This is a genomic window from Pantoea sp. S61 (genome assembly GCF_016625145.1).
Classification (GTDB): Bacteria; Pseudomonadota; Gammaproteobacteria; order Enterobacterales; family Enterobacteriaceae; genus Pantoea; species Pantoea rwandensis_B.
Map to the genome: position 1 here is coordinate 160,545 of NZ_JACVUO010000003.1, position 21,950 is coordinate 182,494.

The window sequence follows — 21,950 nt, forward strand, 5'->3', positions numbered from 1 at the left end:
GCATAACAAGTTGAAATCGGTACCGCACTGTCGTCTTTCTCTTAACCACGAGCAACAACCACAGTTTATTTTCCAGACAGGAGACGACTGGAAAATAGGTTATTCACTTCGGCGTTCGTTCCGGAGAAAGAACGGGGAAAATAAATCATGATTGTTAACGAAATGTCTGTCGATAACACTTGCAGGCGTAGGTATCGACACCGCTCGTAATAAGAATTTTTCTGTAAATTATTCTATATTTTCGTTTACACAAAGGCATCCTAATTAAAGGGGTAACTTGTAACAAAAAGAAAAAATTCGCTGTATAAATGAATGATATTCATGTGAATTAAATGTAATCAGGCAGTTAATTTATGAATAATCTTTGATTTTTATCAACTTAATTCAGGGTGTTAGCGTGGTTTTGAGCGTTAATTATGTTGCATTCAAGTGAGGAATCATCAGCGCTCATCCCGTAATGATGCGATTATCTTATTATTTAGCAGGGTTACAATTACCGTAGACATACGGTCAACATCAATAATACGGAATTTTAACAAGCATTGAGATATTGTATTTTAATAACAGCCATAATGATTTAATTTAACAAATCAAAAACAATTGTCACGTTCAGAATACTTAATTCCTGCGCCATTAAATCTTTAAAAACCTCTCTATTGAATATACCGAATCGTAACATTAAAGACACACCGTGCGCACACTTGTCACATTAATAATGAATCAGCGACATTTATTTAAGGCAAATAAAGGGCTGGCGAGGCAGTGTGAGTGGAAGCATGAAGTCACGCGTAGAAACGAAGAGTTTTGCGAGCGAATGGAAAATGCCGGCAACCCATAAGGTTGTCAGCATAGGAGAACGTCAGCGTGCAGGGTATTTCGTGTTTTAGCGTGAGGCTGGAATGGCGACCCGTCCGTCAAATAACAGTCGTGCCGTACGTATCAAGCCGCTTTGCGTCACCTTCCCTGTCTCATCACAGGTCAGCATCACGCTAAACTCGCCGCTTGGATGTTCCACCGCCAGACGCTGCTGCCTGTCATCGGTAATCTGCGCGATTCCCTGCGTCACGGAACCGGGGATCAGGCAGGCCGTGGCCACACTCACCGCACCCAATACACCAATAGAAGCATGACAGCGATGGGGAATAAATGTCCGTGTCGATAGCGCACCGCCATTAACGGGCGGAGCAATAAGGGTCATTTTCGGCACAGTTCGTTTGGTCACGTCTCCGAGGCTCATCAGCGGACCCGCTTGTAAGCGGATGGATTCCAGACGGGCTTTTAACTCAACGTTGCTTTCAAGCTGCTCGCGGGTCTCCTGGCCAGTGCATCCCACATCCTCAGCACGCAGGATCACCACCGGCATACCGTTATCAATGCAGGTCACCTCAATCCCGTCAAACCGATTACGCGCCTCACCGGTCGGTAACAGCGATCCGCAGCTGGACCCTGCAATATCCTCGAATTGCAGAATTTGCTCTGCACCAAAACCTGGTACGCCGTCTATCTGCGTATCGCCCTGATATTCCACCGTGCCATCGGGCGTGGCAAGTTGCGCCACCGCGATTTGCCCGGTGTTAACCATAAAGATGCGCACGCGCGTGATGTCATCCTGCGCGTTTACCAGGCCTTTCTCGATGGCAAACGGCGCCACGGCGGCAAGGATGTTGCCGCAGTTCTGTCCATAATCGACCACCGCTTGATCCACGTTAACCTGTGCAAACAGGTAATCGACATCGGCATCACGACGCGTGGACGGAGAAATAATTGCCACCTTACTGGTCAGCGGATCGGCCCCACCGATGCCATCAATTTGACGTGGATCCGGTGAACCCATGACGGCCAGCAACACGCGGTCTCGCTCCGTTCCTGCCTCTGGCAGATCGCTGGCAAGGAAACAGGCGGCTTTGGAGGTGCCGCCTCGCATTAAAACACAGGGTATCAGCGTCTGTTTCATAGTGAACTCTTTTGCATAGCATCCAGAGACTCCACGTAGCGCAATCCCTTCTCCGCTAACGTGCCACGCATCTGATAAATATCTAGCCCGAGTTCCCCGGCTGCCAGGCGTACTCGCTTACTCTCCTCATTGGCGACCCGCTGTTGGGTTGTCCCGGCAACAGTTTTCGCATCCGCTCGCGGCACAATCACTACGCCGTCGTCATCGGCGACCACCATATCGCCAGGATAAACCAGCTGACCGGCACAGATAATCGGCACATTTACCGAACCCAGCGTGGCTTTAACCGTTCCCTGAGCAAACACCGCACGCGACCAAACCGGAAAGCCCATCTCACGCAGGGTCTGGCTGTCACGGATACCGATGTCGCCCACCAGTGCCACCACGCCACGTGCCTTTAATGAAGTGGCCAGCAGATCACCAAAGAAGCCATCATGGCAATCCGAGGTCGGTGCCACCAGCAGTACATCGCCAGGCTGACACTGTTCGACTGCAACATGAAACATCCAGTTATCCCCGGGAGAAACCAGCACCGTGACCGCACTGCCGGCTATCGATACGCCCTGCTGGATCGGTCGTATCCGCACATCAAGCAGACCTTGTCGCTGTTGCGCTTCGTGGACGGTTGCCACTCCGGCACGGGCGAACTGCGCGATCAGAGCGGAATCGGCCCGCTCAATCTTCGTAACAACAATGCCTTTCTGGTTCACCGCGATCATGAGAGATCCTCCGTTACCCGTGGGAACAGGCTCTGATAGCCTTCGCCGTGAGTGATGACGCGCGTCGAAGCAATCCCCGTATTACGTTTGGCCTGCACGCCCCGCTGTAGCGCCACGCGCGTGTAGTATTCCCACAAATGTTCCTGCCCGGCCATGCACTGAATCGCCTGGTATTTCTTTTCCCAAACTGAGGTGATATCCAGCAGCACATCCGGTTTCCACAGGCATTGTTCAGGTTGATGCGGTTCAAAACAGTAAACCGGCGGCGCGCCGATAATCGGTTCTCCCGGACGATACCCTTCTGCCTGCGCAATGATGCGTGCTTCCTGCGTAAGATTCGCCGCCAGCGGATGATCGTAGTTATAAGGATCGGCAATCGAGTGCGTCAATACAAAGTGTGGCTGCACGCGGCGAAACACATCGGCCAGGCGGAACAGCGTTTCCTTATCTGCGCGTAGGGGATAATCGCCAAGATCGAAGAACTCAATGCTCGCTCCTAACACATCCGCGGCCCGTTCGGCCTCGGCCTGCCGGTGCTGCTTAACGGTCTGCTCGGTCATATTGCCTTTGCGCCACAGTTTTGCCGACTCACCGCGCTCCCCGTAAGAGAGGCAGACAACGTGCACGTCATAGCCGCTCGCACTGTGCAAAGCGATAGCACCGCCTGCGCGCCAGACAAAGTCAGCGGAATGGGCACTGACCACCAGGGCACTCTTTTTCACTGTGTTTTCCATTGTGTTCCCTTTCTGTTGCGTTTTTTTCATCCTGACACGCAGCATCCAGACCGAATAATGCCTTTCGTTGTGCGAGCTATGATTTTTATTTATGTTGTGATCATTATCAGAGGCTCAGGAGCAGAAGGCATGCTGGCAAGTGAAGACGCTAACCACATTAAAATCATGCAGCTAAGATCACTTTGTATGATTGCCGAACGGGGAACTGTCTCGGAGGCTGCAGGAGATTTATTTCGCACGCAATCGGCAGTGACGCGATCGATACGTGATCTGGAACACACTCTGGCGACGCCTTTGTTTGAACGTCATGCCAGCGGGATGCTGCTCACCGAGAAGGGAAAATGCGTGCTACCCCGCGCCCAGCGCGCCCTTCAGGAACTCAAACAGATACCCGCACTTCTCGCCCGATTTAAACAGCGCGAATCTATGCGTGATGAAGCCGAACCGATTTGGTTGTTCAACGTCAGACGCCTGCAGATATTTTTACGGCTGTTTCATCTGCAGCACACGCAAAGCGTGGCCAGCTCGCTGGCTATCAGCCAGCCCGCCGTCAGTGCCGCGTTAAAGGTGTTGGAGAAAGGGGCCAATATCGTGCTGTTCCAGCGATCCCCGCGAGGCATGCAGCCGACGTCCGCCGCACGTGAAATGGCGCCACATATCAGCCGCGCCCTGAATGAAATTCGCCATATCCCGGAAGATCTTGCCGCTCAGCAAGGGGTTTTGCAGGGCACCGTTCATATTGGTGCCCTGCCATTATGTCGCAGTGTGTTATTGCCCCGCGCGATCACCCGCTTAGTGACGGCACATCCGGCAATCAAAGTCGTGACCAATGAAAGTGCCTTTAGCACGCTGATTACCGAACTCCGTGCAGGTGACGTTGATCTGATTGTCGGTGCCTTACGTCATGACAGCAACGTTAATGATATCGATAATCGCCGGCTGTTTAGCGAAGAGCTGGTGCTGCTCGCCAGGCCACAACATCCATTAGTGGGTCGAGCATTAAGCGCTGCCGATCTCGCCGACACACAGTGGATTTTGCCGCGTGAAAACAGCCCGGCCCGCCATCTGTTAGAACACGCCTTTGCCACATTGGACATTCCGGCACCCAAACCGGTGGTGGAGAGCGGTGACCTGGCGATCGTGCGCGGTTTATTAATGGACTCCGATATGGTGGCAGCCGTGTCATGGCACCAACTGGAGTACGAATTGAAGTCGGGCACGCTCAAACCTTTATCCTTTACTCTGCCCGATACGCGTCGTGATATTGGTATTACATTGCGCGCGGGTGCGCTGCATTCCCCGGCCACGCTGGCACTAATTAAGTGCATCAACGCCGAAGCTCATACAACAGCGACCTAAACGAAATTCATACAATGTTGGTACGCCGTTCACTCATATCCCCCTTTCCAGCGGTCAGCACAAACCCGAATTTAGACCGTGGATTATGACAACTCGCTCACAATATAAACGTAACTCATACCGCTAAAAGCCTTTTTTGACAGACAGTCTGCGGCACGGTGCTTACCGTTGAGTTGGATGAGTTAATCATGACTCGTCATTCAATAGACTTTGCGTGCCCGTAGAGAGAGCGAACGTATGAATACAAATAAGCTGGTCGACATCAAAGCCTGGATTGATTCACGACCCATTTCCGCCTTTCAATGGCGCGTGTTATTTCTCTGCCTGATCATCATTATGTTCGACGGTTACGATGCCGCCGTGATGGGATTTATTGCGCCGGCGCTGATAGAGCAGTGGCATATCTCACGCGCCGCAATGGGGCCGATTCTGGGGGCAGCGATGTTTGGCGTGGCGATTGGCGCATTGATCGCCGGTCCTTTGTCCGATCGCTTTGGCCGTAAAAAAATCATCCTGCTTGCGGTACTGATGTTCTCCGCCTTCAGTCTGATCTGCGCCTTCGCCACCACGCCGCTGCAAATGGCGATGATGCGATTCATTGCCGGGCTCGGGCTGGGCGCAGTCATGCCCAACTGTGTCACGCTGCTGGCAGAATATATGCCTGAGCGCCGTAAGGGCTTGATGATTACCCTGATGTTTAGCGGCTTTAATATCGGCTCCGGGCTGGGTGGCTTTATTGCGGCCGCGTTGCTGGCGCGCTATCACTGGAATGCTGTGCTCATTTTCGGCGGTGCACTGCCGCTGCTCCTGCTTCCCTTGTTAAGTTATCTGCTGCCTGAATCTGCGTTGAATTTGGTGGTGCGCCGGGCGCCACGCGCTAAGATTGCCGCGCTGCTTAATCGCATGGGTGGCCAGTTTCAGCAGGATGCGGCGTTCGTGCTCAACTCTCCCCGGATCCATCGTAACAGCACCATTTCACAGCTCTTCCACCACGGTTTTGCCCGCGGCACGATCATTTTGTGGGTGACGTACTTCATGGGGTTGTTTGTGATTTATCTGCTCAACGGCTGGTTGCCGACCATTATGCGCTCGGGCGGCATTTCACTCGAACAGGCGGCCATTCTGGCGGGATTGTTCCAGTTAGGCGGTCCACTTGGCGGTATTCTGGTCGGTGCATTGATGGATAAGTGCAACGCCAGAGTGGTGATTGGCGTGGTCTATCTGCTGGGTTGTCTCTGCTTGTTAGCACAGGGCATTTTCGCGTTTTCCGGGGTGGCTCTGGGCGTATTCATTTTCGTTATCGGCATGTGTATTAATGGCGCACAGAATGGTCTGCAGGTTTATTCTCCTGCTTATTACCCTACTGAAATACGCGCCACTGGCGTGAGCTGGATGCACGGCATTGGCCGCACCGGTGCCATCCTCAGCTCTTCGATTGGCGGATTGCTGATGGGCGCGTTCCCGGCGCAGTCGGCGATTTTCTATATTCTCGCTCTACCCGCTTTACTGGCCGCGATCAGTATTGTGCTTCATCGTAACGTTTCTCTGTCTCTGAAAATAAAGGGCGCAGCGCTGGATGACCTTCCGGCGCTGTCACAAACCCTCAATAAATAGGAATGGCATCATGACATCTCAACCTTCTGAACCCTGCTTCGATATTGCGCATCTTGCTCACGTGGAGCTTTACACCGACAAGTTTGAAGAGAGCCTCAGCTTCTTTGTGAATGTCTATGGCTTAACGATCACCGCGCAGGACGACGATCACGCCTGGCTGCGCGCCTGGGATGATTATGAGTTTCACAGCCTGAAACTCACGCGTCATCACACTACCGGTGTGGGGCACATTGCTTATCGCGCCGCTTCGCAGGCTGCGCTGGAACGGCGTGTTGCGGCGATTGAAGCGAGCCCCTATGAAGTGCTCGGTTGGGTCAACGACGATCAGGGCCACGGCCAGGCATTTCGCTTTACCGATCCGTTTGGCCACATTTTTGAGATCTATTACGACACGGTCCGATATCAGGCACCTGACGATCAACGTCCGTCGCTGAAAAACCTGTCCCAGCGTTACCACGCACGTGGCGCCTGTCCGCGCCGTCTCGATCACCTCAATCTGTTGGCAGCCGATGTCAGTGAATTCAAACGCTTTATGGAAATTTGTTTAGGCTCCCGCGTAACAGAGATGATTCAGCTCGATAATGGCCGCATTGGTGGCTGCTGGTTCACCATCAATAATAAAACCTATGATTTGGCCTGTACCGAAGAGCACGGTGGCGGCAACGGGCGACTGCATCATGTGACCTACGCCACCGACACGCGGGAAGACATTCTGCGCGCGGCCGACATCTTCCTGGAAAACGACGTGCACATTGAAACCGGCCCACACAAACATGCCATTCAGGGCACATTTTTCCTCTATGTCTGGGAACCGGCAGGAAATCGGGTTGAGCTGGCCAATTCCGGCGCACGTCTGATTCTGGCCCCAGACTGGCAGACCGTGGTCTGGACGGAGAGCGAGCGTAAGAAAGGCCAGGCGTGGGGCCTGAAAACCATTGAGACCTTCCATACTCATGGCACACCGCCGATGCCCAAACCGCAAAATCATTAACCCTTCAACAGAACATCGGATAGCGATGCTGTCCGATGTGTCATTACTTTTCTCCATAGTTATCAGTGGAAAAAATCACAGCACAGCGCTTATCGCTCCTCTAGGGTAAATCTCCCCTACAAGGAGAAAATAACGTATGAGCCTCATGACTTCCGGCAACCGCCGTGACTTTCTTTCCGCTGGCATCAAACTGACGGCGGCAGGCACGCTGCTCGGCGCCGGATTAAGTGGCCGCACAGCTGTAGCGGCAGCCTGTGCGCCTGAAAACCTGACGCACATCGATGTTAGCCACTATCTGTTGCGCAATGTACGCCTGGAAGAAGGCTTTGTGCGCCATAAGGGCGTCATCACCGCCACGCGCACCGGTTTGTACGATATCGAAATCAACGGCGCGCAAATCACGGGCATCCACGCCGCGGGATTCAGCAGCACCCTCCCCGCCTGGGATGCGGCGGGACACGTCCTGCTGCCCGCAACGCGCGATATGCATATTCACCTCGATAAAACCTTTTATGGCGATGGATGGCGCGCCCCGCTACCGCGCAAAAGCGTTATCGATATGATTCATCAGGAGGAGCAGATTCTTCCTGAGATTGTGCCAACCTCCGAAATGCGTGCCGAAAAGCTAATTGGCTTACTGCAGTCCAAAGGCAGCACCGAAGCGCGCAGCCATTGTAATATCGACCCGATCAGCAAGCTGGATGGGTTGGCGCACTTACAACAGGCGATTGAAAAGCACCCTCAGGACTTTACCGCGAAGATTGTCGCCTTCCCGCAGCATGGGCTGTTGCGTTCAAACGTTGAAGGCATGATGCGTGAAGCGATGAAAATGGGGGCCAATTTTGTCGGTGGCCTGGATCCGACCAATGTCGATGGTGCGATGGAGAAGTCACTGGATACGATGTTCAGCATCGCACTGGATTTTGCTGCGCCGGTGGATATCCACCTGCATGAAACCGAGCCGCACGGCGTAGCCGCGATACGCTATATGCTGAAAACGGTGCGCGAGAATCCGCAGTTAAAAGGAAAAGTCACCCTCAGCCATGCGTTTGCGCTGGGCACGTTATCGGGCAGTGAACTGGATGCGATGATCGAGGAACTCAAAGCGCAGCAGTTTAGCATCGCGACAACCGTGCCGATTGGTCGCGTGATCATGCCATTGCCGCAACTGCGTGCAGCGGGCGTGCCGGTATGGTCCGGCACGGATACCATTGCCGACCACTGGCAACCCTTTGGCAGCGGCAGCATGCTGGAAAAAGCCAATGTCTATGCGCAGTTGTATCGTGGCCCGGATGAATTCTCATTGAGTCGTGCTTTGGGTATTGCCACCAATGAGGTGCTGCCGCTGAATAGCCAGGGAGAACAGCAGTGGCCGAAGGCACAAGACAGCGCAACGATGATGTTGGTCGCGGCGAGTTGTTCTGCAGAAGCCGTGGCGCATATTGCACCGGTGATGGCGACATTCCATAACGGCAAACAGGTGTTTGGCCAGTTAAAGAAAATCTAATGGAAGAATAAAGACGACGTTAAAAAAGATTTTATTTCGTCGCGCATTCAGTGCGCGACGAAATAGATCAGCAGAATGAATCAACGGCTCACTTCATGACCAATCAAACCACCGATGGCCGCACCACCCAGCGTACCAAAGGTACTGCCGCCGGTTAATACCGCACCACCCACTGCACCGACACCCGCACCAATCGCCGTATTACGACCACGATGCGACATGCCACAAGCGGTAACAGATAAACAGACTAAAGCGACAATGGCAAAACTGCAGCTGCGTTTTAAAAGCATCGAAATCCCCATTACCATTAAAAAATGGAATGCAATTGTTTTTAATTTGATTGTTGTTAAGACACCAAATCGTTGGCGACTTGCACTGCTCGTCGGCGCTAATTTAAGAGGATTTGTGAAACGGCGAAAGGTAAAAATTCCTATTTTCGGGCGGTACTGGCGAAGCGGTGAGAAACCAGCCGATGCAGCACTTTCAGGGCATTGAGAGGCGTTTAAACCTGCGGTGCTTTACTGAGAATCTATCCCTTGACTGCCAGCCTACCAACTAGTAGATTAATGTTTATTCAGCTGACTTTAGCGACATATTTCAGGGGGCAACGTGAGTATGATTCATTTTCCCAACCAACATCCCGTTTGCCGTTCTTCGGCTGCTGAATCAACGGAATCGGATAAACAAACCCTTCGCGACTTTGCGTTGAATATTGCCGCGCAGTTACGCGATGACCATGAATTAAATAAACAGGCGCCTTATCTGGTGGATAAAGTGATTTTGTTGCTGATGAAAGAGTCGCGAGGCTAAATCTCCGCGAGGCAATTAGGCGCTAATAACCAGATTGTTCAACACCGGTTTAATCATGGGTAAAAACAGTTCGGGGTTATTAAACGCGCGCGCGGCTATCATGGCACCGTGCACCGTGGCCATCAGCGATTTGGCTTCCATTTCCGCTCCTTCACGCAGAATAAACACCCCGCGCTTTTCCCCCTTCTGCAACACACCGGCCAGCCACGCGGACAGATCGGCGAAATGTCCGGTCACTTCGGCCGCCACTTCTTCCGGTAAGGTCGGCAGTTCCACTGCCAGCATCACGCAAATACAGAACGGGGAGCTGTTTTCCTTAATGCAGGTAGCCCAAAAGTTCACATAACCGTTCAGCTCAGCCAGCGGATCATCACTGAAATGCTCACTGGTCGCGGCCATTCCGGCTCGCGCCTCCTCACGATAATCATTGACCACGGCCAGCACCAGATCAGCTTTGCCAGGAAAATGATGATGAATACTGGCTTTACGGATTTGCACGCGTTCTGCCAAATCGGCATAGCTGAAACTTTTATAACCACCCGTAGTGAGCAACTCTCGGGTGTGGTTAATGATTTCAGTGGCTTTAGGCGAACGTTCAACGGTCATGCAGGGCTCCGGCAGCAAAGATGAAATGGCTGCAAATCAGTAAATTGGCACTGAACCTACTGACCTGCAGCCGGGATGTCAAGGCGCTTCAGAACGCTTACGGCGGCCGGTCATACTCCTGAATACGCCATCACGCAGAATCAGCGCATGGAACAACGCGGCAGCAAGATGCAGCATGACCGTTATGAACAAGGCTAAGGCCACCCAGCTATGCAGCGGACGCAACCAGGCATAGAGATCATTACTGATCGGCGTGATGGGTGGCAGCACCAGACTGCCTCCCAGACTGATCGGATAGCCTGCCGCCGACAGCATCGCCCAGCCGATAAGAGGCTGCGCCAGCATCATTGCGTACAATGCCCAATGCGAAAGGTGTGCCAGCGCTTTTTGCCCGTTTGATAACGTCTCCGGCAAGGCCGGTTTAGCGGTGGTAAAACGCAGCCACAATCGCACCACCACCAACAGCAATATCATTAAGCCCAACGGCTTGTGGATCGCCACGAGCAAGCTGTGCAGTGACGATACGGTGGCGACCATGGCCACACCGATAAACAGCATGGTCATAATAGCGGCAGCCATCAGCCAGTGAATCGCGCGCAACGCCGGATGGAAAGTCTCTGTGTGTTTCATCAGTGTGCTCCTGCCTGTTCACGGGTACGGGCGTTGTAGGATTTGGCATAAGCCGATGAACGTGCATTGAGGATCGGATCGTCTGAAGCGGTGATACCCTCTGGCAGAATCAGCGGATCGTAATTGATGTCGTTACAGGCGCCCTGCTGCTGTGGCGTGGTTTGGTTGATGGTCAGGGTTCCCGCATTGATGGTCTGCCGGTCCGCTGGCCAGGCAATCGAAGCATCGCTACTGCTATCCTGCGCATCAGCGACGGTGATAATCAGATCCCATTGCAGCGCCCCTTTAGCAAGACGTTGTTGCAGATCGCTCTGCAGGAAGTTGCTGTCATTCTTATCCGCAGCATTGATTGGCTGATACTCGCTGTGCGGTACCATGCTCCAGCGAACCACGTGGCTCTCACCGGCCGAATCAACAAAGTTAAAGGCATTGAGGCTGTTAAAGCGATCGCTCGCCCAACTCGACGAAGGCACATACTGTTGCGCCCAGCCGAAGAATGGTTTGATTTCGGGATGTTTTTGAACGAAGGCCTGAATTTTCGCGGGATCGGGCTTACCTGTTTTCGCATCGGGCAGCGTGGCGATTTGCAGATCGTAAAAACCTTCCACGCTCTTCACCGGAAACATCGGCATGGCATTCATTCCAGTACGCCACTGCTGACCATCTTTTTGGTAAAACGCTAACGCCATGCTGCGCACCGGCACGGCATAATCCGGGGCGTTTGGATTGCCACCGGCAATAGCAAAGCGCCCGATCACCGGAGTTTCGCCCGGTGCAAACAGCCCGGCACGCGACAGCACGCTGGCATTGCCGTTAGCGGCAAAGCTGCCGTTTATACAGACGCCTTTGGCATGATTGCGTCGGTAGCCGGAATGCTCCCCGCCTGATTTTTGTAGCACGGTAATGAGCTTATCGGAGGTCAACTTATCCGGTGTTAACCAGCCGCCAGCCCAGAGAAATAATGCGATGACTATCAATGGTACCACTGCAATAGCGGCCAGACGGATGAGTGTCTGGCCGGTCGAAAGAGAAGGCTTGTTCATAGGTTCGCTCAACATTGCATAAATTAAGACAAGGCACTTACCCGAGCCGAATCAATAGCGCGTGGTAATCAACGGCGCCGTCCTGGTTGACGGTGGCAGGTGCAGAGCATTCAATCTACTAGTAGGTAGATTATATTGTCAAACGCATTTGCACAGGCAGAAGCCCCACTGTCGCGGCCGACAGTGAGCACCTCCGGTTATCTGAGGGAATAAGTTCGCAGGGGTAATCAGACTTCTTCGCGTGGGGTCGTGTGGATCTTCATGGGCGCAACCACGACGTTCACGCCCAGATCCTGCATCCGTCGCAGCACGGGCACCGGCGTACCCTGGTTGACAATCACCACATCGAACTCGCTGAGATGGGCAAAACGATGCAGCGCCCGGCGTTCAAATTTGGTGTTATCCATCATCAAAATACGTTTCTGTGCAGCATCAAACATCGCTCGTTTGGTTTCGACGGTTTCAGCTGACTGATGAAAGACCGTGTCATCAATGATCGCAGACATACTGACGAAGAACACATCGGCGCGCAGACTGGTAATCTCTTCTCGCGTCATGCGGCCCATAAACGCATTGCACCAGTGATAAAACTGACCGCCTAATCCCATCAGCGTGATATCGCGCCCGTTGCGCAACTCATTCATCAGTGTCAGTGAGTTTGTGATCACCGTTAACGGGGCGCGCGCGTGTAACAGGCGAGCCATCTGCAATACCGTGGTGGAATCATCAAGGAAAATCGCCTGTCCTGGCTCCAGATAAGTGGCAGCCACTTCAGCGATGGCTTGCTTCTCCTCCAGTTGACGCGTCGCACGGTAGATATCGCTGGACTCGACCAGGCTGGTTGGCGTAGCAGAGACCACCCCACGCGACTTATGCAGCAATCCGCGTTCGACCATCTCATCAATATCACGGTGCGCGGTCATCAGACTGATGCCGAAACGGTCGGTGATATCTTCAATGCGAATTGCGCCTTCTGCCATCACGGCTTCCGCGATCAACTGGCGTCGCGCCAACTGCCGCGCCTGACGACTGTCGCTGGGTAAGGGTTCAGCCATGAAGACGTTGAGAGAAGAGTCCTGCGGGTTGTGCGCCATATTTCGTCCAGAAAGTGATGCAGAAATGCGGGTTCCAGGTGATTACAACGCGGAAACGCGCCTTTTGCAAATGATGTGGTGTTTGGACTCACGAGAAGGGTTACAGCGATGCACCGGAGTGCGTCCGCTGAGCAGTGTGCGGCCCGAAAGCCGCACGTCATGCATTACTGCTTCAGTACAAATGGTGATACGAAATTGCCCGCGTTCTCTTTGGTGATCAAAATGCAGTCAAACAGCTGTTTTTCCGATGCTGCGCCGGTTTTACCGGTTTTCAGGAAGCTGTCAGCCTGCTCTACCGCTTTCTGCGCGAACTGCGCCACGGGCTGCATCACGGTATACGCCAGCGTACCGGCTTTTACGGCATCAACAGCATCCGGCGAGCCATCAAAACCACCCACTTTGATCTGGTTCAGCTTACCGGCTTCTTTCAACGCGGCAATCGCCCCCAGCGCCATTTCATCGTTGCCGCTGATCACGCCTTTGATATTCGGGTTAGCCTGCAGCAGTGACTGCATCTTGTTGAAGCCCTGGGTACGGTCCCAGTTGGCGACTTCCTGACCCACTTTCTTCAGCGTCGGGTACTGTGACAGCACGGTATCAAAACCATTGGCACGCGTTGCCGCGTTGTTATCGGATGGTGGGCCCACTAATTCAACATAGTTGGCGGTATCGCCCACCTGTTTCACCCACTCCATTGCGCCCACCGCCGCGCCCTGCGCATTGTTAGAAACCAACTGCGCTTTGGCCAATCCGCTCTGATTCAGCTCGGCGTTAATGATAAACACCGGGATGTTCGCCGCGATGGCTTTTTTCACTGAACCGACAGAACCGTCGGCGTTAGCCGGATCAAGAATGATGGCCTTGGATTTGTTGGTGATCGCCGTATCAATCAGCTGGCTTTCGGTGTTGGTATCACCTTTGTGCGCGCTGACTTTTGCGCTGTAGCCAAGTTTTTCAGCCGCTTTTTGCGCGACCTGGCCTTCTGTCAGCCAGTAAGGGTTGGAAGGATCGTTGACGATGATGGTCATCAACCCGTTATCCGCCCAGGTCGGTGCAGCGAAGGTGGTGATAGCCATCGCTGCGGCAGCAATAAACAGACGTTTTGTGAACATAGGTGCTCCGTTATTATTTAGGGTACAGGTTTTACGGATAACCGCGCGCTGCCAGACAGCGCGCGTGAGTTAGCGACTGCGTTTGCCGTATTGCAGGGTGTTGAGCAATACCGCCAGCACAATCACGGCGCCAGTGAACACCGTCTGCCAGTAGGCAGAAACGCCGATAATCACTAAGCCATCAGAGAGAAAACCGATTACAAAAGCGCCCAGCAGCGTGCCGCGCACATTACCGCGACCACCGGTCAGGGCCGCTCCGCCAATCACCACCGCAGCAATTGCGGTCAGTTCATAGGTGGTACCCGCCGTTGGGCCGGCTGAGGTGAGCTGTGAAGAGAGCACCAGTCCCGCCATCGCGGCACAGATACCCGACAACACGTAAACGCTGATCTTGATGCGTTTCACCGGCACGCCGGAAAGATCGGCGGCGCGCTCATTACCACCAGAGGCATAGAGCCAGCGGCCAAACGCCGAACGACTCAGCAGGAAACCACAGGCCAGTGCTACCACACCCAGCACCAACACACCGACGGGGATATTGAAGATGCGATTGAAGCCGAGCCAGTCAAAGCCGGTGTTGCCGAGCGCATCACTTCCAGAGAGTTTGTTGTAGGTCAGACCGTTAGTGATCAGCAGGGCAATACCGCGTGCCACATACATGGTGCCGAGCGTGGCAACAAACGCCGGAACGCGGAACCAGGCAATCAGCACGCCATTCACCAATCCCACCAGCGCGCCAATCACCAGCGTTAATATCGCCACCGCCCACACGGGCAGATACAGCATAACACCCAGCGCGTCGAGGTTAATCCCCTGCATCATAAAGCCGGCCATCACGCCAGCCAGACCCAGCGTCGAGCCCACGGACAAATCAATCCCGCCATTGAGGATCACCAGCAGCATGCCAATCGCCGGTAAGCCAAAAATCGCCACGTGCGAAGCCATGGTCAGGAAGTTGGCGCCGGTAAAGTAGTTAGGCGAGAGCAGGGAAAAGGTGGCAATTATCACCAGCAGCGCAATAAAGGCGCGCCCTTCCAGCAGCAGCCGTGCCAGATTAAGGCTTTTGTCAGCCTTCTTTTTGCTCGCAGCTGGCGGCGAATCCAGCGTGTGTGTTCTGTCTGTCATACCGTTTGCTCCGTTTTTCATGTCATGCCACCAGAGACTCGCCTGAAGCGGCCATAATGCGTTCTTTGCTGACGCTGGAATCGAAAATGGCGTTAATGCGCCCTTTGCTCATCACCACAATGCGATGCGCGATACTCAGGCATTCCCCCACTTCCGAGGTGGTGTACACCACCGCCAGCCCCTTTTTGGCGTTCTCTGCCAGCAGACGAAACACTTCCGCTTTGGCACCGATATCAATGCCGCGGCTGGGTTCATCCAGCAGGATCACTTTTGGACGGGTGGCCAGCATTTTGCCGATCACCACTTTTTGTTGATTGCCACCGGAAAGCGAACCGATGGCCGCCTCACCGCCAGCGGTTTTCACCGTCACGTTGCGAATACTGTCTGTCACCAGCTGCTTTTCACGACGCGGTAACAGCACCAGACCGCGCACAAATTCGCTGATACTGGCGAGCGACAGGTTTTCGCCCACGGACATGGTTTGCACCAGACCGTCGCGTTGCCGATCTTCCGGCACCAACGCAAGGCCGATTTGAATGCGCTGTTGAATGGTTAAGCCGCTGACATCGGTGTCTTGCAGCAAAATGTGTCCCTGGCTTTGATGAATACGCCCGGCGATACACTCCAGCAGTTCGGTGCGCCCCGCGCCCATCAGGCCATAGATGCAGACAATTTCACCGGCTTTCACTGCCAGCGAGAGGTTATCCACCAGCCGAATCCCGGTTTTGCTTTTCACCGTCAGGTCTTGCACAGTCAACGCCTGGTCGCCAAAGTCATACCCTTGCGGGGGCGAACCCAGGTCAAAGTGGTCGCCCACCATATTGCGCACGATCCATTCGAGATCGATCTCATCGCGTTTCGCGTACGCGGTCATCACGCCATCACGCAGTACCACGGCGCGATCGGTGATCTCCAGTGCCTCTTCGAGATGATGTGAGATGTAAACAATGGCCACGCCCTGACTGGTGAGATCGCGGATCACCTGGAACAGCACCGCCACTTCCGCGGCACTGAGCGCCGATGTCGGTTCATCCATGATCAGAATCTGTGAATTCACCGACAACGCGCGGGCGATTTCGACGATCTGTTGTTGGCCCAGACGCAGGTTTTCCACCGGCGTCAGCGGATCAATCTCCTCCTCCAGCGCCGCCATCAGATGGGCGGTAATGCGCGCTTCTTCCGCATAATCCACCCCACCCGACTTCATGATTTCGCGCCCCATAAAGATGTTGTCGCGCACGTTCATGTTGGGAGCGAGATTCAGCTCCTGATGGATAATCGAGATGCCGCAATCGCGTGCTTCAGTGGCGGAGCGAAATACTTTCTCTTCGCCGTTGTAGAGAATTTCCCCGGATGTTGGCGTAATCACGCCTGACAAAATTTTCATTAGCGTGGATTTGCCTGCGCCGTTTTCACCAAACAACGTAGTGACTTCCCCGCGACGGATCTCAAAATTCACGCCCTTGAGTGCATGGGTCGATCCATAGATCTTGCTGATGTTGCGCGCTTCAAGGATCACTTCGCCTTTCAGTAGCGCCGGGTTAACGTTGAACGGTTTCATTTCACCTCCAGACTGACTGGCGTCACCATCCAGTTATTCGGCGCGAGCAACCGGAACACCCCCACCACCTGCACGGTTTTACCGGGCAGCGTATCGCGATCCAACTTATCCAATACTTTGGCTTTCATGGCACGATTGATCGCCGAACCGGCGTTTTGATACTCAATTTGGTTGGTAAAATCACCGAACTGGATTTTTCCGCTAGCATCACGCAAGTCGGTGCCGGTGATAGCCGGGCCCGTTTGCAGGCGAATCACATTTCCTTCCGGTAAGCCGGCCACTTTCAGCGGGAAGATGCCCATCTGCCCTGACTGAACCACCCCCTCCAGCTTGACGGGGATGACCGGAAGCGGCGAACCCACACCGTATTGCTGTACCGCGGCTTGTTGATTGGCTTTCAATGCATCGGCGAGGGTTTTTGCATCCACCGCCCGCGCTTCAACATCCTGCTGAATACCGGGGAAGGTTTTCTCCCCGTAGCTATCCGGCGAGAAACCTTGCTCTTGCACATCTTGCCCGGAACCGATTTTCACCACTTTGGTGTCAATGGCCATGGCGGCAATCACCGCAACCACCACAACACCGATGATGCTGTAGCGGCGAATGCGCTTTCGGGAGAGCTGCTGTGCCAGCATTGAGACATCGGACATAACGTGACCTCTCACTGTTATCTGCTGCGATAATCGCCGCATTAAATGTTATAAATGTGATAACTCTTGTGATGAGGATTGTGCTGATGTGACTAAATTGTCAACAGAGGGTTCACGAATATTTCAGGAGCGCGATCTGGATCGCTAAATTCACACCTTAGCGCCTTTCCAGCTAATAAAGGCCCGCCATACAAGCCTTCTTCTTGTGATATCTCATTTCACCCTGTCCTGTACCACCGCCATTTTCGTGATCAAACTCGCTAACTGAGGTGAAATTTATTCGTTTTATAGAAAAATAATACACGATATATGTTATCTCCATGGGAAGTGGTGTAAGACATTATTTAGCAAATTCATCACAGGGAATTAACACGACGTGATGGGTCAATTTTTCTTCCCTTCGGAGGTGTACGTGGGTAACAGCAATATCATTCTGGGTCTGGATTCCGGCACCTCCGTGGTGAAAGCGGTGGCGTTTGATCTGGAAGGCACACAGCTGGCGTGTGCCTCCGTGCGTAACCGTTATTACCGCAGCGAAGGCGGTGCCGCGCAGCAATCCATGACGCAGACCTGGCAAGATGCCGTGGACGCGATAAGGAAACTGGGCGAGCGTGTGGAAAACCTCTCTTCCCGCGTGGTGGCCGTGGCCGTCACCGCACAAGGGGATGGCACCTGGCTGGTCGGTGCCAACAACCAGCCGGTGGAGGATGCCTGGATTTGGCTGGATGCGCGTGCGGCACACACCGTCGATGCCCTAGACCAGCACGCCCTTGCAGCCGAGCGTTTTAAGGCCACGGGCACCGGGCTGAATACCTGTCAGCAGGGTTCGCAGATGGCGCATATGGACCAGCACTTTCCGGATCTGCTGGCGAACAGCGAAGTGGCGCTGCATTGCAAAGACTGGCTTTACCTGAATCTGACGGGCGTACGTGCCACCGATCCTTCTGAGTCCAGCTTCACCTTTGGTAACTTTCGCACCCAGCGTTATGACGACACCGTCATCGCGGCGCTGGGACTGGAACATCGCCGCCATCTGCTGCCCGAAATCATTGATGGCACACAAATCACCCATCCATTGACCGCTGAGGCCGCTGCTCTCACTGGTCTGCTCGCGGGCACACCGATATCGCTGGGTTATGTGGATATGGCGATGACCGCGCTGGGCGCAGGCGTGCACACCGGCGAAGCCCATACCGCCTGCTCAATTGTCGGCTCTACCGGCGTGCATCTGCGCAGCGTGACCATTGATGAGGTGTGGCTGAATCCGGCGCAAACTGGCTATGTGATTCCGCTGCCCTGGCCGGGCTATGTGACACAGGTGCAAACCAATATGGCGTCTACCCTCAATCTCGACTGGCTGTTAAATGTGGCCAGTGAATTGCTGAGCGGATTCGGCTGTGAAATCGATCATGCGCGGCTGGTGGCATATATCGACCAGTGGCTCAACAAAGCCGAACCCGGCACCCTGCTGTTCCATCCCTACATCTCGATTGCCGGTGAACGCGGGCCGTTCGTCAACGCCGACGCACGCGCCAGCTTCACCGGACTTAACTATCAGCACAATTTTGCCGACCTGGTGCGTGGTGTGATTGAAGGCATCGGTATGGCCGCGCGTGATTGTTATCAGGCGATGGGCAGCACCCTGCCGGGTGAGATTCGTCTCACGGGCGGTGCGGTGCGTTCCCAGCCGCTACGCCAGATCCTCTCTTCCTGCATTGGCGCGCCGGTGCGTATCAGCCAGCGTGATGAAGCCGGTGCAGCGGGCGCCGCGATGATGGCAGCGGTAGCGATTGGTGCCTATCCCTCCATGGCGCAGTGCGTGGAAACCTGGGTGCGCCCGTTGCTGGATGCGCCTGAACCGCCTTCCGCTGAACTGTCGCAGCGTTATAACCAACTGTTTCCCCATTATCAGCAGATCCGCAGCGATCTCCCTGCCGCCTGGCATGCACTGAATAAGTTTTAAGGAGTACACCATGAGTGAAAATACGCTGGATCTGTTTGTCATTGGCGGTGGCATTAATGGCGCGGGCATCGCACGTGATGCGGCCGGGCGCGGCTTGTCCGTGATGATGTGTGAAAAAGACGACCTTGCACAGGGTACTTCCTCGCGCTCGGGCAAACTGGTACACGGCGGGCTGCGCTATCTCGAATATTATGAGTTCCGCCTGGTTCGTGAGGCGCTGATCGAGCGTGAAGTGTTATTGAATGCCGCGCCGCATATTATCTGGCCGATGCGTTTTGTGTTACCGCATAGCCCGACCGATCGCCCGGCGTGGCTGGTGCGTTTGGGGCTATTCCTCTATGACAACTTAGGCGGGCGTAAAAAGTTGCCCGGCACGCGATCGCTTGATCTGATGCGCGATCCTGAAGGCGCGCCAATTCTCGATAGCTACAGCAAAGGTTTCGAGTACTCCGATTGCTGGGTCGATGATGCCCGCCTGGTCGCGCTCAATGCCGTGGATGCTGCGGAACGCGGCGCGACAATTCTGCCGCGCACCCGTTGTGTGTCGGCTAAACGCATCAGCGGCAAGTGGGAAGTGACGATTCAGGATGAGGCCAGTGGTGCACAGCGTACAGTGTTTGCCAAAGTGCTGGTGAATGCAGCCGGGCCGTGGGTACTGGATATCGTTAATCAGGTCACGCAGACCAAAAGCAATCGCAGCGTGCGTCTGGTTAAAGGTTCACACATCATCGTGCCGAAATTCTGGGAAGGCCAGCAGGCGTATCTGGTGCAAAACACCGATAAACGCGTCATTTTCATCAACCCTTATGAAGGTGATAAGGCGTTAATCGGTACCACCGATATCCCTTGGAAGGGCAAGGCGGAAGCGGTGACCGCCGATGACAGCGAGCAGCAATATCTGATCGATGTGGTCAATCGCTACTTCAAAGTGAAACTGCGCGCCAGCGATGTGATTACCCGATTCTCGGGCGTGCGTCCGCTGTTTGACGATGGCAAAGGTAACCCTTCTGCCGTCACGCGTGACTACGTGTTCGATCTCGACGATCAGCAAGACGCCCCGCTGCTGCATGTGTTTGGTGGCAAAATTACCACTTTCCGTAAGCTGGCAGAACACGCTATCCAGAAGCTCGCGCCCTTCTTCCCCAATATGGGAGAAGACTGGACACGCGAGGCCACTTTGCCGGGCGGTGATATGGCAAATGGCGATTTCGAGAGTTTCCTTGAGCAAGTGAAAACGCGCTGGCCATGGTTACCGGCGTCGCTACGCAAACACTATGCGCGCCTGTATGGCACGCGCATTGAGAAAGTGCTGGGTCACGCTCGTGAGCTCAACGATCTGGGCCGCCATTTCGGCGCGCAGTTATATGAAGCCGAAGTGCGCTACCTGGTGGAAAATGAGTGGGCGCAGCAGGCGGAGGATGTGCTGTGGCGTCGCACCAAACATCAGCTGCATCTGACGGCAGTGCAGCAGCAGGCCTTTAGCCAATGGTTTGACGCGACCTATGCTGCGGCCGTGCCGCTGCGTAAGGAGGCGTAATCATGCCCTTAACGCTTTCGCTCAATACCAACCCACTGGTGAATCGTTTTGCCGATCCGCGGGATCTGATTCACACCGTGGCACAACAGATCCGTATCCGCGATCTGCAGTTAACTCATGAATTTATTAATCCCGGCTGGCCAGCCGCCACCATCAACCGCATGTCGCGCCAGATGCAGAAAGCGCTGCGAGAAACCGGGGTGCGCGTGACATCGGGTATGACCGGCCCCTATGGCCGCCTCAATCATTTTGGTCATCCGGACGTTGAAGTGCGGCGCTACTATGTTGACTGGTTCAAAACCTTCGCGGATATCACTGCGGAACTGGGCGGCGAGGCGGTCGGATCGCAGTTCGCCATTTTCACCCAGCAGGATTTCAACGACAGGACGCGGCGGGATGCCTTGATCGAGATCGCAATAGACTGCTGGGCCGAGGTGGCGGAACATGCCCAATCCGCCGGCTTGAAATACCTGTTTTGGGAACCGATGAGCATCGGACGCGAGTTTGGTGAGACCATTCCGGCTTGCCTCGCACTGCAGCAGCGTTTGAGCAGTGAGTCCTTTGCCCTGCCGATGTGGATGATGGCGGATATCGATCACGGCGATGTGACTTCAGCCGACCCGCGTGATTACGACCCTTACGCGTGGGCAGAAGCGGTGCCGCGCTACTCGCCGATTATTCATATAAAACAAAGCATGATGGACAAAGGCGGCCACAGACCCTTCACATTGCAGTACAATGCGGGCGGCCGTATTCAGCCCCAGGCGCTGCTGGACGCGCTGGCGCGCGGCGGCGCGCACGATAACGAAATCTGCCTCGAACTGAGTTTTAAAGAGCGTGAACCCACTGACCGCCAGGTGGTGGCGGATATCGCGGAAAGCGTTGCGTTTTGGGCATCGCACATTGATACGGGCGTGCAGGATTTGCATCTGGCTTCTTAA

The 21,950-nt window shown here is 54.3% G+C and carries 21 protein-coding genes; 9 read left to right on the top strand and 12 right to left on the bottom strand.

Annotation, left to right across the window (positions count from 1 at the left end; all coding sequences use genetic code 11):
* Positions 1 to 883: 883 nt before the first annotated feature.
* From IAE30_RS08760 to IAE30_RS08770, 3 genes are read right to left on the bottom strand one after another with little or no spacing between them, the layout of a single operon-like run.
* Positions 884 to 1,954: a 4-oxalomesaconate tautomerase gene (locus IAE30_RS08760; RefSeq protein ID WP_200679262.1), complete on the bottom strand. Its 1,071-nt coding sequence runs from the start codon at positions 1,952 to 1,954 to the stop codon at positions 884 to 886.
* A complete protein-coding gene (locus IAE30_RS08765) occupies positions 1,951 to 2,673 on the bottom strand; it encodes a 4-carboxy-4-hydroxy-2-oxoadipate aldolase/oxaloacetate decarboxylase (protein WP_038646992.1) in 723 nt (240 codons plus the stop codon). Before IAE30_RS08765 ends, IAE30_RS08760 begins: the two co-directional genes overlap by 4 nt.
* The gene (locus IAE30_RS08770) at positions 2,670 to 3,407 is read right to left on the bottom strand and encodes a PIG-L deacetylase family protein (protein WP_200538678.1); all 738 of its coding nucleotides are present in this window, start codon (positions 3,405 to 3,407) and stop codon (positions 2,670 to 2,672) included. The genes IAE30_RS08765 and IAE30_RS08770 overlap by 4 nt, the downstream gene beginning before the upstream one ends.
* A 129-nt stretch (positions 3,408 to 3,536) precedes the next feature.
* Here IAE30_RS08770 and IAE30_RS08775 point away from each other — a divergent pair, with 129 nt between their 5' ends.
* The 4 genes from IAE30_RS08775 (at position 3,537) to IAE30_RS08790 (ending at position 8,878) form a co-directional block, all read left to right on the top strand.
* A complete protein-coding gene (locus tag IAE30_RS08775; RefSeq protein ID WP_045814267.1) occupies positions 3,537 to 4,766 on the top strand; it encodes a LysR substrate-binding domain-containing protein in 1,230 nt (409 codons plus the stop codon).
* 237 nt (positions 4,767 to 5,003) lie between these two features.
* A complete protein-coding gene (locus tag IAE30_RS08780) occupies positions 5,004 to 6,380 on the top strand; it encodes an aromatic acid/H+ symport family MFS transporter (RefSeq protein ID WP_200538677.1) in 1,377 nt (458 codons plus the stop codon).
* 10 nt (positions 6,381 to 6,390) lie between these two features.
* Entirely contained in the window at positions 6,391 to 7,371 is a 981-nt protein-coding gene (locus tag IAE30_RS08785) for a VOC family protein (protein ID WP_200538676.1), read from the top strand.
* 136 nt (positions 7,372 to 7,507) lie between these two features.
* Entirely contained in the window at positions 7,508 to 8,878 is a 1,371-nt protein-coding gene (locus IAE30_RS08790) for an amidohydrolase (RefSeq protein WP_200538675.1), read from the top strand.
* An 80-nt stretch (positions 8,879 to 8,958) separates the two neighbouring features.
* On the opposite strand, the gene IAE30_RS08795 is transcribed toward IAE30_RS08790, so the two are convergent.
* Entirely contained in the window at positions 8,959 to 9,168 is a 210-nt protein-coding gene (locus IAE30_RS08795) for a glycine zipper 2TM domain-containing protein (RefSeq protein ID WP_038646981.1), read from the bottom strand.
* Between IAE30_RS08795 and IAE30_RS08800 the strand changes: the two genes are divergently transcribed.
* Positions 9,098 to 9,373 (top strand): hypothetical protein, encoded by a 276-nt coding sequence (locus IAE30_RS08800; RefSeq protein WP_167540440.1) that lies wholly within the window; start codon positions 9,098 to 9,100, stop codon positions 9,371 to 9,373. The genes IAE30_RS08795 and IAE30_RS08800 overlap by 71 nt on opposite strands.
* Positions 9,374 to 9,487: 114 nt before the next feature.
* A complete protein-coding gene (locus IAE30_RS08805; protein WP_200679264.1) occupies positions 9,488 to 9,688 on the top strand; it encodes a hypothetical protein in 201 nt (66 codons plus the stop codon).
* Between the two features lie 15 nt (positions 9,689 to 9,703).
* Here IAE30_RS08805 and IAE30_RS08810 read toward each other — a convergent pair whose 3' ends face one another.
* The 8 genes from IAE30_RS08810 to IAE30_RS08845 form a co-directional block, all read right to left on the bottom strand.
* Positions 9,704 to 10,294, bottom strand: coding sequence for a TetR/AcrR family transcriptional regulator (locus IAE30_RS08810; protein WP_200679265.1), 591 nt, complete (start codon positions 10,292 to 10,294; stop codon positions 9,704 to 9,706).
* A 78-nt stretch (positions 10,295 to 10,372) separates the two neighbouring features.
* Entirely contained in the window at positions 10,373 to 10,924 is a 552-nt protein-coding gene (locus IAE30_RS08815) for a cytochrome b (RefSeq protein ID WP_045833400.1), read from the bottom strand.
* Positions 10,924 to 11,967, bottom strand: a complete 1,044-nt coding sequence (locus tag IAE30_RS08820; RefSeq protein ID WP_200679267.1) for a catalase family peroxidase — start codon at positions 11,965 to 11,967, stop codon at positions 10,924 to 10,926. The genes IAE30_RS08815 and IAE30_RS08820 overlap by 1 nt, the downstream gene beginning before the upstream one ends.
* Before the next feature lie 227 nt (positions 11,968 to 12,194).
* Positions 12,195 to 13,061, bottom strand: a complete 867-nt coding sequence (locus IAE30_RS08825; RefSeq protein WP_200679269.1) for a DeoR/GlpR family DNA-binding transcription regulator — start codon at positions 13,059 to 13,061, stop codon at positions 12,195 to 12,197.
* Positions 13,062 to 13,225: 164 nt separating this feature from the next.
* A complete protein-coding gene (locus tag IAE30_RS08830) occupies positions 13,226 to 14,173 on the bottom strand; it encodes a D-ribose ABC transporter substrate-binding protein (RefSeq protein ID WP_034823484.1) in 948 nt (315 codons plus the stop codon).
* A 69-nt stretch (positions 14,174 to 14,242) separates the two neighbouring features.
* Positions 14,243 to 15,298: an ABC transporter permease gene (locus IAE30_RS08835; protein WP_200679271.1), complete on the bottom strand. Its 1,056-nt coding sequence runs from the start codon at positions 15,296 to 15,298 to the stop codon at positions 14,243 to 14,245.
* Positions 15,299 to 15,320: 22 nt separating this feature from the next.
* Complete coding sequence (locus IAE30_RS08840) at positions 15,321 to 16,859, bottom strand: sugar ABC transporter ATP-binding protein (RefSeq protein ID WP_200679273.1); 1,539 nt, start codon at positions 16,857 to 16,859, stop codon at positions 15,321 to 15,323.
* Positions 16,856 to 17,509 (bottom strand): DUF2291 domain-containing protein, encoded by a 654-nt coding sequence (locus tag IAE30_RS08845; RefSeq protein WP_200679275.1) that lies wholly within the window; start codon positions 17,507 to 17,509, stop codon positions 16,856 to 16,858. The genes IAE30_RS08840 and IAE30_RS08845 overlap by 4 nt, the downstream gene beginning before the upstream one ends.
* 379 nt (positions 17,510 to 17,888) lie before the next feature.
* Between IAE30_RS08845 and IAE30_RS08850 the strand changes: the two genes are divergently transcribed.
* From IAE30_RS08850 to IAE30_RS08860, 3 genes are read left to right on the top strand one after another with little or no spacing between them, the layout of a single operon-like run.
* Complete coding sequence (locus IAE30_RS08850; RefSeq protein ID WP_234472715.1) at positions 17,889 to 19,472, top strand: FGGY-family carbohydrate kinase; 1,584 nt, start codon at positions 17,889 to 17,891, stop codon at positions 19,470 to 19,472.
* Between the two features lie 10 nt (positions 19,473 to 19,482).
* Complete coding sequence (locus tag IAE30_RS08855; RefSeq protein ID WP_200679277.1) at positions 19,483 to 21,009, top strand: glycerol-3-phosphate dehydrogenase; 1,527 nt, start codon at positions 19,483 to 19,485, stop codon at positions 21,007 to 21,009.
* A gap of 2 nt (positions 21,010 to 21,011) precedes the next feature.
* A complete protein-coding gene (locus IAE30_RS08860) occupies positions 21,012 to 21,950 on the top strand; it encodes a sugar phosphate isomerase/epimerase (RefSeq protein WP_200679280.1) in 939 nt (312 codons plus the stop codon).